The sequence below is a fragment of the Amycolatopsis sp. NPDC051371 genome (assembly GCF_040682155.1).
Classification (GTDB): Bacteria; Actinomycetota; Actinomycetes; order Mycobacteriales; family Pseudonocardiaceae; genus Amycolatopsis.
On sequence record NZ_JBFBAG010000105.1, the window covers coordinates 1 to 7,656 of the forward strand.

Annotated in this window: 7 protein-coding genes; 5 read left to right on the top strand and 2 right to left on the bottom strand. The window is 73.0% G+C overall.

Annotated elements, in window-relative coordinates; translation table 11 throughout:
- Positions 1-77: 77 nt before the first annotated feature.
- Positions 78-2,186 (bottom strand): elongation factor G-like protein EF-G2, encoded by a 2,109-nt coding sequence (locus tag AB0M59_RS53280; protein ID WP_364632027.1) that lies wholly within the window; start codon positions 2,184-2,186, stop codon positions 78-80.
- 129 nt (positions 2,187-2,315) lie between these two features.
- On the opposite strand from AB0M59_RS53280, the gene AB0M59_RS53285 reads away from it, so the two are divergent.
- From AB0M59_RS53285 to pdxS, 3 genes are all read left to right on the top strand, one after another.
- Complete coding sequence (locus AB0M59_RS53285) at positions 2,316-3,755, top strand: FAD-binding oxidoreductase (RefSeq protein WP_364632030.1); 1,440 nt, start codon at positions 2,316-2,318, stop codon at positions 3,753-3,755.
- Positions 3,756-3,788: 33 nt separating this feature from the next.
- Positions 3,789-4,760 carry a DUF5937 family protein gene (locus AB0M59_RS53290; RefSeq protein WP_364632032.1) on the top strand — a complete coding sequence of 324 codons (972 nt, stop codon included), beginning with the start codon at positions 3,789-3,791 and terminating at the stop codon, positions 4,758-4,760.
- A 90-nt stretch (positions 4,761-4,850) separates the two neighbouring features.
- A complete protein-coding gene (pdxS, locus tag AB0M59_RS53295; protein ID WP_285996810.1) occupies positions 4,851-5,771 on the top strand; it encodes a pyridoxal 5'-phosphate synthase lyase subunit PdxS in 921 nt (306 codons plus the stop codon).
- A 4-nt stretch (positions 5,772-5,775) separates the two neighbouring features.
- Here the strand turns inward: pdxS and AB0M59_RS53300 are convergent, their stop codons facing one another.
- Positions 5,776-6,339: an XRE family transcriptional regulator gene (locus AB0M59_RS53300; protein WP_364632035.1), complete on the bottom strand. Its 564-nt coding sequence runs from the start codon at positions 6,337-6,339 to the stop codon at positions 5,776-5,778.
- 69 nt (positions 6,340-6,408) lie between these two features.
- Here AB0M59_RS53300 and AB0M59_RS53305 point away from each other — a divergent pair, with 69 nt between their 5' ends.
- Both AB0M59_RS53305 and AB0M59_RS53310 read left to right on the top strand, forming a co-directional pair.
- Positions 6,409-7,101, top strand: a complete 693-nt coding sequence (locus AB0M59_RS53305) for an AzlC family ABC transporter permease (RefSeq protein WP_364632038.1) — start codon at positions 6,409-6,411, stop codon at positions 7,099-7,101.
- Complete coding sequence (locus AB0M59_RS53310; protein ID WP_364632041.1) at positions 7,101-7,421, top strand: AzlD domain-containing protein; 321 nt, start codon at positions 7,101-7,103, stop codon at positions 7,419-7,421. Before AB0M59_RS53305 ends, AB0M59_RS53310 begins: the two co-directional genes overlap by 1 nt.
- Positions 7,422-7,656: the final 235 nt, after the last annotated feature.

The following is a 7,656-nucleotide window of genomic DNA, read 5'->3' on the forward strand; positions in this document are numbered from 1 at the left end:
AACGGCTGGCCGTCGATGACGCTGATCATGCCGGGCGGACTCTGCGCGACGAGCTTGTCCAGGGACTCACGACCGGATCAGTGGACCGCCATCCCTTCCGGCATCGGCTCGAACCTCGCGTGGCGGCGGGTGAACGTCGCCGTGCCCGAGCTCATCGAACGCAGGTCGATGAGGTACCGCAGCAGCTCCGTCGCCGGGACCTCCGCCCGGATCACCGTCCGCCCGCCTTCGCCGGCTTCGGTGCCCAGCACCCGGCCCCGCCGGGACGACAGGTCGCCGAGCACCGTGCCGAGGTGCTCGTCCGGCAGCCGGATCGCCACCTCCTCCAAGGGCTCCAGCATCGTGATGTGCCCGTTCGCCGCGGCCTCCCGCAACGCGAGCGCGCCCGCGGTCTGGAACGCCGCGTCCGACGAGTCCACGCTGTGCGCCTTGCCGTCGACCAGCGTCACCTTCACGTCGACCACCGGATGCCCGTCGGCCAGCCCGCGCGCCAGCTGGGCCCGAACGCCCTTCTCCACGCTCGGGATGAACTGGTGCGGCACCGAACCGCCGACGACCTTGTCGACGAACTGGAACCCGCCGCCCCGCGGCAGCGGCTCGACCTCGATGTCGCAGACCGCGAACTGGCCGTGCCCGCCGGACTGCTTCACGTGCCGCCCGTGCCCTCTGGACGGTTTGGCGAAGGTCGCGCGCAGGCTGATCTTCACCGGTTCGGTGTCGACGTCCGCGCCGCCTGCCCGCAGCCGCGAGAGGACGACGTCCGCGTGGGCCTCGCCCATGCACCACAGCACCAGCTGGTTGGTCTCGGCGTTGCGGTCCAGCCGCAGCGTCGGGTCGCCGGCGACCAGGCGGGAAAGGTTGCGGGCCAACGTGTCCTCGTCGCTGCGGGTCTTCGCGACCACCGCCACCGGCAGCAGCGGCTCGGGCATCGCCCACGGCTCCATCAGCAGCGGCTCTTCCGGCGAGGAGACGGTGTCGCCGGTCTCCGCCGAGCCGACCTTCGTCAGCGCGCAGAGGTCGCCCGCGACGCAGTAGGGCACTTCGCGCAGGTTCGCGCCGAGCGGGGAGTAGAGGTGCGCGACGCGCTCGTCGGCGTCGTGGTCCTCGTGGCCGCGTTCGGCGAGGCCGTGCCCGGAGACGTGCACCGGCCGCTCCGGGCGCAGCGTCCCGGAGAACACCCGGACGAGCGACACCCGGCCGACGTAGGAGTCGACGGCCGTCCGGACGACCTCCGCGGCGAGGGGGCCCGCGGGGTCGGCGGTGAGGGCGGTGTGCGCGGAGCCGTCCGGCGTGGTGACGTCGGGCGGCTGGTGCTCGAGGGGGGAGGGGAACGCCCGGACGATCCCGTCGAGCACCTCGGCCAGGCCGATCCCGCTGGTCGCGCAGACCGGGATGACCGGGTGGAACGACCCGCGCGCGACGGCGGTCTCGAGGTCGGCGATCAGGGTCTCTTCGGCGATCTCCTCACCGCCGAGGTAACGCTCCATGAGCGACTCGTCCTCGCTCTCGGCGATGATCCCTTCGATCAGCTCGTTGCGGGCCTCGGCCATCCGCTCGAGGTCGGCCGGGTCGGGCTCGCCGAGCTTCGGCGGGTGCCCGCCGGAGTAGTCGAAGTACCGCTGGGTGATCAGCCCGACCAGGCCGTCGCCCGCGGGCAGGTACAGCGGCAGCACGCCGGCGCCGAACGCGGCCTGGCAGGCGGCGATCTCGGCCATCGCGTCGGCCCGGTGGTGGTCGAGCCGGGAGACGACGACCGCGCGCGGCATGCCGACCGCGGCGCACTCCTCCCACACCGCGACCGTCGCCGCGTCGACGCCTTCGGCGGCGCAGACGACGAACAGGGCAGCGTCGGCGGCACGCAGCCCGGCCCGCAGCTCCCCGACGAAGTCGGCGTACCCGGGCGTGTCGATCAGGTTGATCTTGTGGCCCTGGTGCAGCACCGGCGCGACCGAAAGGCCGACCGAACGCTGCTGGCGGACCGCCGCGGGGTCGTGGTCGCACACCGTCGTCCCCTCGACCACCGAGCCCGCTCGCGGCACGGTGCCGGACGCCGCGAGGAGGGCCTCCGTGAGGGTCGTCTTCCCCGAGCCGGACGGGCCGACGAGCACCACGTTGCGGACCTTCGCGGGGTCGTCCACAGCGACGGCGGCCCCGGTGTCGGCGTTCTTGGCTTGTTTGTCGGCCATGACGACTCCTCGGCGAACGGCTGGTGTACGCGATGTGTCCTCGATCACACACCCGCTACCCTGGTCACGGCAAGGCAGGGCTCCCGGGACCAGCCGAATGCCCGGGGGCGCACGGGCAGGGGGAGTGGTGTGGACAGGCGGACTTTCTTGCGGGTCTCCGGAGCGGTACCGGTGGCGGGCCTGGCCGGGTGGCCGCCGCCGAACGACTGGGAGCGGCTCCGGAAGCGGCTCTCGGGGCCGCTGTTCCGGCCGGGCGACCCGGGTTATCCGGAGGCCAAGCAGGGCTTCTTCACGATGTACGACGACCGGATGCCGGCGGCCGTGGTCGGCGCCGCGCGCGTCGAGGACGTCCAGGCGGCCGTCGCTTTCGCGGCCCGGCACGGGCTGCCGGTCGCCGCCCGCAGCGGCGGGCACAGCTACCCTGGCTACTCCACTGTGGACGGCGGGATCGTCGTGGACCTGAGCCGGTTTTCGGGCATCGAGGTGCGCGCGGAACGACAGCGCGCGGTGATCGGGGCCGGCGCCCGGCTGGGCCCGATCGCGACGGCGCTCGCCGCGGCGGGCCGGGTGCTGCCGGCGGGCAGCTGCGAAACGGTCGGCATCGCCGGGCTGGCGCTCGGTGGCGGCGTCGGCCTCGTCGACCGCAAGTACGGGCTGACCTGCGACCACCTCGAGGCGGCGCGGATCGTCACCGCGGACGGCCGGGTGCGCACGGTGTCGGCGGAAGCGGAGCCGGACCTGTTCTGGGCGCTGCGTGGCGGGGGCGGCGGGAACTTCGGGATCGTCACCGGGTTCACCTTCCGGACCGTCCCGGCCGCCGACGTCGCCACCTACTCGCTGGCGTTCCCGGTGGCCGCGCAGGCCGCGCTGCTCGGCGCCTGGCAGGAGTGGGTGCCCGGAACGCCGGACGAGCTGTGGTCCGGCGTGGATCTCGCGACCGGCCACGCCGGGGTCAGCGGGACGTTCCTCGGCCCCGAGTCCCGGCTGAACGCGCTGCTCGACGACCTCGTCCGCCGCGTCGGCACCCGGCCGACCGACCGGCAGGGGCGGGTGCTGGACCACCTGAGCGCGATGCGGTCCTTCGACAGCCGGGACACCCGGGCGGGCGCGGTCCGGGAAGCCTACGTCGGGACTTCGCGGATGCTGACGCGGCCGGTCACCGACCCGGCCGCGGTGATCGAGGTGCTGACCCGGGACCCGGCCGTCACCACGCTCCTGGACTCCGGCGGCGGCGCCATCGCGCGCGTCGGCGTCCGCGAGACGGCGTTCCCGCACCGGAAGGCGCTGGCGAGCTTCCAGTTCCTGCACAATGCCGGGCCCGCGGACGGCGGCGAGGCCGGCGCCCGGCGTTCGCTCGCCGCCGTGCGCGACGGGCTCGGGCCGGAGTTCGGCACCACCGGCTACGTCAACTACCTCGACCCGGAGATGCCGGACTGGGCCGAGGCCTACTACGGGGTGAACCTGCCGCGGCTGCGCGCTGTCGCCCGAAAGTATGACCCGCGAGGAATTTTCGCTTTCCCGCAAGGACTTTCGGCGCCCCGCTCGACTGTCCACTTGGGAGAGACGTAAACTGCGCCGAACTTCGCGGCAGGGAGGCAGCGCGTGCTCGACCTGGCATTCTCCACAGAGGACCTGGCGCACACCCGGTTCGCGTTCTCCCCGGCGTGGGAGATCGTGGCCAGCGTCCGCGTCCTGAACCAGCCGGGGGAGCACGCCCTGCACCTGCCGTGGGTCAAGCGCGCCACCGCGGCGCTCGCCGGGGCCGGGCTCGACATCGGGCTGCTGCGCGACCTCGTCCCGCTGCGGCACCTGGCCGGCACGCCGTCGACGCCGCTGCCCGAGCTCGCCGACGAGCTCGCCGACCTGCGCGACGTGCCCGGCCGCGCCGTCCGGCGCGAGCTGGACGCGATGGCCGGGCCGCGCACGCCCGCGCTCAACCGCTTCCACCGCGACCCCGAGGCGGGTCTCGAGCGGCTCGCGGCACTGATGGAGCAGTACTGGGACCTGGTGCTCGCGCCCGACTGGCCGCGGATCCGCGCGCTGCTCGAGGCCGACGTGCTGCACCGGTCGCGGCTGCTGGCCCAGGGCGGGGCCGCCGAGCTGTTCAACGACCTCACCCCGCTGGTCCGCTGGCAGGGCGGCACGCTCACGGTCGCGCACCGCCACCTGCACGCCGCCGTGCCGCTCGACGGGCGCGGCCTGGTGCTGGTGCCCTCGGCGTTCGTCTGGCCGCGGGTGTTCTCCAAGACCGACCCGCGGTGGCAGCCGGTGCTGCGCTACCCGCCGCGCGGGATCGCCACGCTCTGGGAGACCGGCACCGCCGTCGCGCCCGGCGCGCTGGCCGCCGTGGTGGGCCGCGGCCGGGCCATGCTGCTCACCGAGCTGACCGCGCCGGCGTCCACCACCGAACTCGCCCGCCGGACCCGGCTCAGCGCCGGGGCCGTGTCGCAACACCTGGGCGTCCTGAGGGCTGCGGGCCTGGTCAGCGGGCACCGTGCCGGACGTCACGTGCTGTACGCACGCACCCGGGCCGCGGAAGTCCTGGTCGCGGGCGTGCCGGAAGTGGACTCCTGAGATAGCCGCGTACTGGCCTGCTTGAAGGGTCCACCGCCGACCTACGCTCGAACTTGTCACCCCCTGTCCTCCGTGTGGAAAGGCCCCGTCGTGTCCGAGCAGCAGACCACCTCCAGTGGCACCGTCCAGTCCGTCACCGGCACCGCCAAGGTGAAGCGCGGCATGGCCGAGATGCTCAAGGGCGGCGTGATCATGGACGTGGTCACCGCCGAGCAGGCCAAGATCGCCGAAGACGCCGGCGCGGTCGCGGTGATGGCGCTCGAGCGCGTGCCCGCCGACATCCGCGCGCAGGGCGGCGTCGCGCGGATGAGCGACCCCGACCTGATCGACGGCATCATCGAGGCCGTCTCGATCCCGGTGATGGCGAAGGCCCGCATCGGCCACTTCGTCGAGGCGCAGGTGCTGCAGTCCCTCGGGGTCGACTACGTGGACGAGTCCGAGGTGCTCACCCCGGCCGACTACGCCAACCACATCGACAAGTGGGCGTTCACCGTCCCCTTCGTCTGCGGCGCGACCAACCTCGGCGAGGCCCTGCGCCGGATCACCGAGGGCGCGGCGATGATCCGCTCCAAGGGTGAGGCCGGCACCGGCGACGTCTCCAACGCCACCACGCACATGCGGCAGATCCGCGGCGAGATCCGGAAGCTGACTTCGCTGCCCGAGGACGAGCTGTTCGTCGCGGCCAAGGAACTGCAGGCGCCCTACGAGCTGGTCCGCGAGGTGGCGCAGGCCGGGAAGCTGCCAGTGGTGCTGTTCACCGCGGGCGGCATCGCCACCCCGGCCGACGCGGCGATGATGATGCAGCTCGGCGCCGAGGGCGTGTTCGTCGGCTCCGGCATCTTCAAGTCCGGCAACCCGGCCCAGCGCGCCGCGGCGATCGTCAAGGCCACGACGTTCTACGACGACCCGGACGTCCTCGCGAAGGTGTCGCGCGGCCTGGGCGAGGCCATGGTCGGCATCAACGTCGAAGAGCTCCCGGAGCCGCACCGCCTGGCCGAGCGCGGCTGGTGATGTCTCAGATGTATTCGGAGATCTCGACGCCGTAGGTACCCGGCTCGAGGGCTTCGAAGATGTGCGGGACGTCGCCCGGGTAGGAGATGTAGTCGCCGGGGTTCAGCTCTTCCGGCGTCTCCAGCACGCCCACCCGGGCGCGTCCCGCGCACAGCACGATGTGCTCCATCACGCCGGTCATGTGCGGATCGCTTCGCCGCGGCGTGCCGGGTTCCGCCCGGATGAGGTACATGTCCCGCCGCGCGGACGGGGGACAGGCCGACAGCAGCGTGCACGCGTAGTCGGCGTGCTCGGCGAAGACCGTCGGACCCTTGCCGGCGCGGATGACGCGGACCTTCGGCCGTTCCGGCTCGACCAGCCGGGAGAACGGCACGTCGAGCGCGACGCCGAGCGCCCACAGCGTCTCGACGCTGGGGTTGCCGGTGCCGGACTCGAGCTGGGACAGCGTCGACTTCGCCAGGCCGGCGCGGCGCGCGACCTCGGTCAGGGACAAGCCCGCGCGGGTGCGCTCCCGGCGCAGGGACGCCGCGATGATCTCCAGCGGCGCGCCCGTCGTTTCCTGCGACATTGCCGTTCGCTCCATCGGTCGTTCTGTTCGCCTTGACGAACGCGGGTACCTGTGTTCACTATAGAACACATGCGTTCGATATGGCGAACACTCGATCGGGACCTCGCCCGCGACATCGGCCTGGTCTGCCTGGCCGATTGTCTCGTGGGGGTGTCCTACGGTGCCATCGCGGTGAGCTCGGGCTTCCCGTTCTGGCTGCCGATGCTGATGTCGCTGCTGGTCTTCGCCGGCGCGTCGCAGTTCATGTTCATCGGGATCGTGGCCGCGGGCGGCAACCCGTTCGCCGCGGTGCTGGCCGGCCTGCTGGCCAACGCGCGGCACCTGCCGTTCGGCTTCGCGATCGGCGACGTCCTCGGCAAGCGGTGGCCCGCCCGGCTGGCCGGCAGCCACCTGATGATCGACGAGTCGGTGGCGTTCGCGCTGGCCCAGCGCGAGGCGCACCGCCGCCGCGCGGCGTACTGGGCGTGCGGGATCGGCCTGTTCGCCTGCTGGAACATCGGCGTGGTCGCCGGCGCGTTCGCCGGGTCGGTCATCAAGGACACCGATGTGTTCGGCCTGGACGCGGCGTTCCCGGCGGTGCTGCTGGCCCTGGTGCTGCCGTCCCTGCGCGACCGCGCGGCCCGGCTGCCGGTGCTGGTGGGGGTGGTGGTCGCGCTGGCCGCGACGCCGTTCCTGCCCGCCGGGGTCCCTGTGCTGCTCGGGCTGGCGGGCGTCGTGGTGGGGGTCGTGGCGAAGGAACCGGAACCGCAGGAGGTGCACTGATGGACGGGGTGGAACTGCTGGTCGGCACGGTGGTGCTGGCCCTGGGGACGTTCGCGTTCCGGTTCGCCGGGCCGGTGCTGCGCAGCCGGGTGAAGCTGTCCGCTCGGGCGGAGCGGCTGATGGCGCTGGCGGCGGTGGTCCTGCTGGCGGCGCTGGTGGCGGTGAGCGCGTTGACGGAGGGACACGGTTTCGCCGGCTTCGCGCGGCCGGCGGGAGTGCTGGTGGCGGGGGTGCTGGCGTGGCGGAAGGCGCCGTTCGTGCTGGTGGTGGTGGCCGCCGCGGCGACGGCGGCGCTGCTCAGGCTGGCCGGGGTGCCGTGAGTTGCGCTCCGACGTCATGAACGCCCCTTTCCGGACGTCGGACGCGGTGAACGACTCTTTCATGACGTCGGCTCGCGGGGCTGCTCCGGCTGGGCGCCCCGACCCGGCCCGCGTTGTTGTCCGGTTGCCAGCGACCCAATGTGGCGTTCGGTGCGTCAGACGAGGCCGCGCTGGCGAAGTACGAGCAGACCGAAGACCGCCGCGGCGAGGCCCACGCGCTGAGCATGCTCGGCTA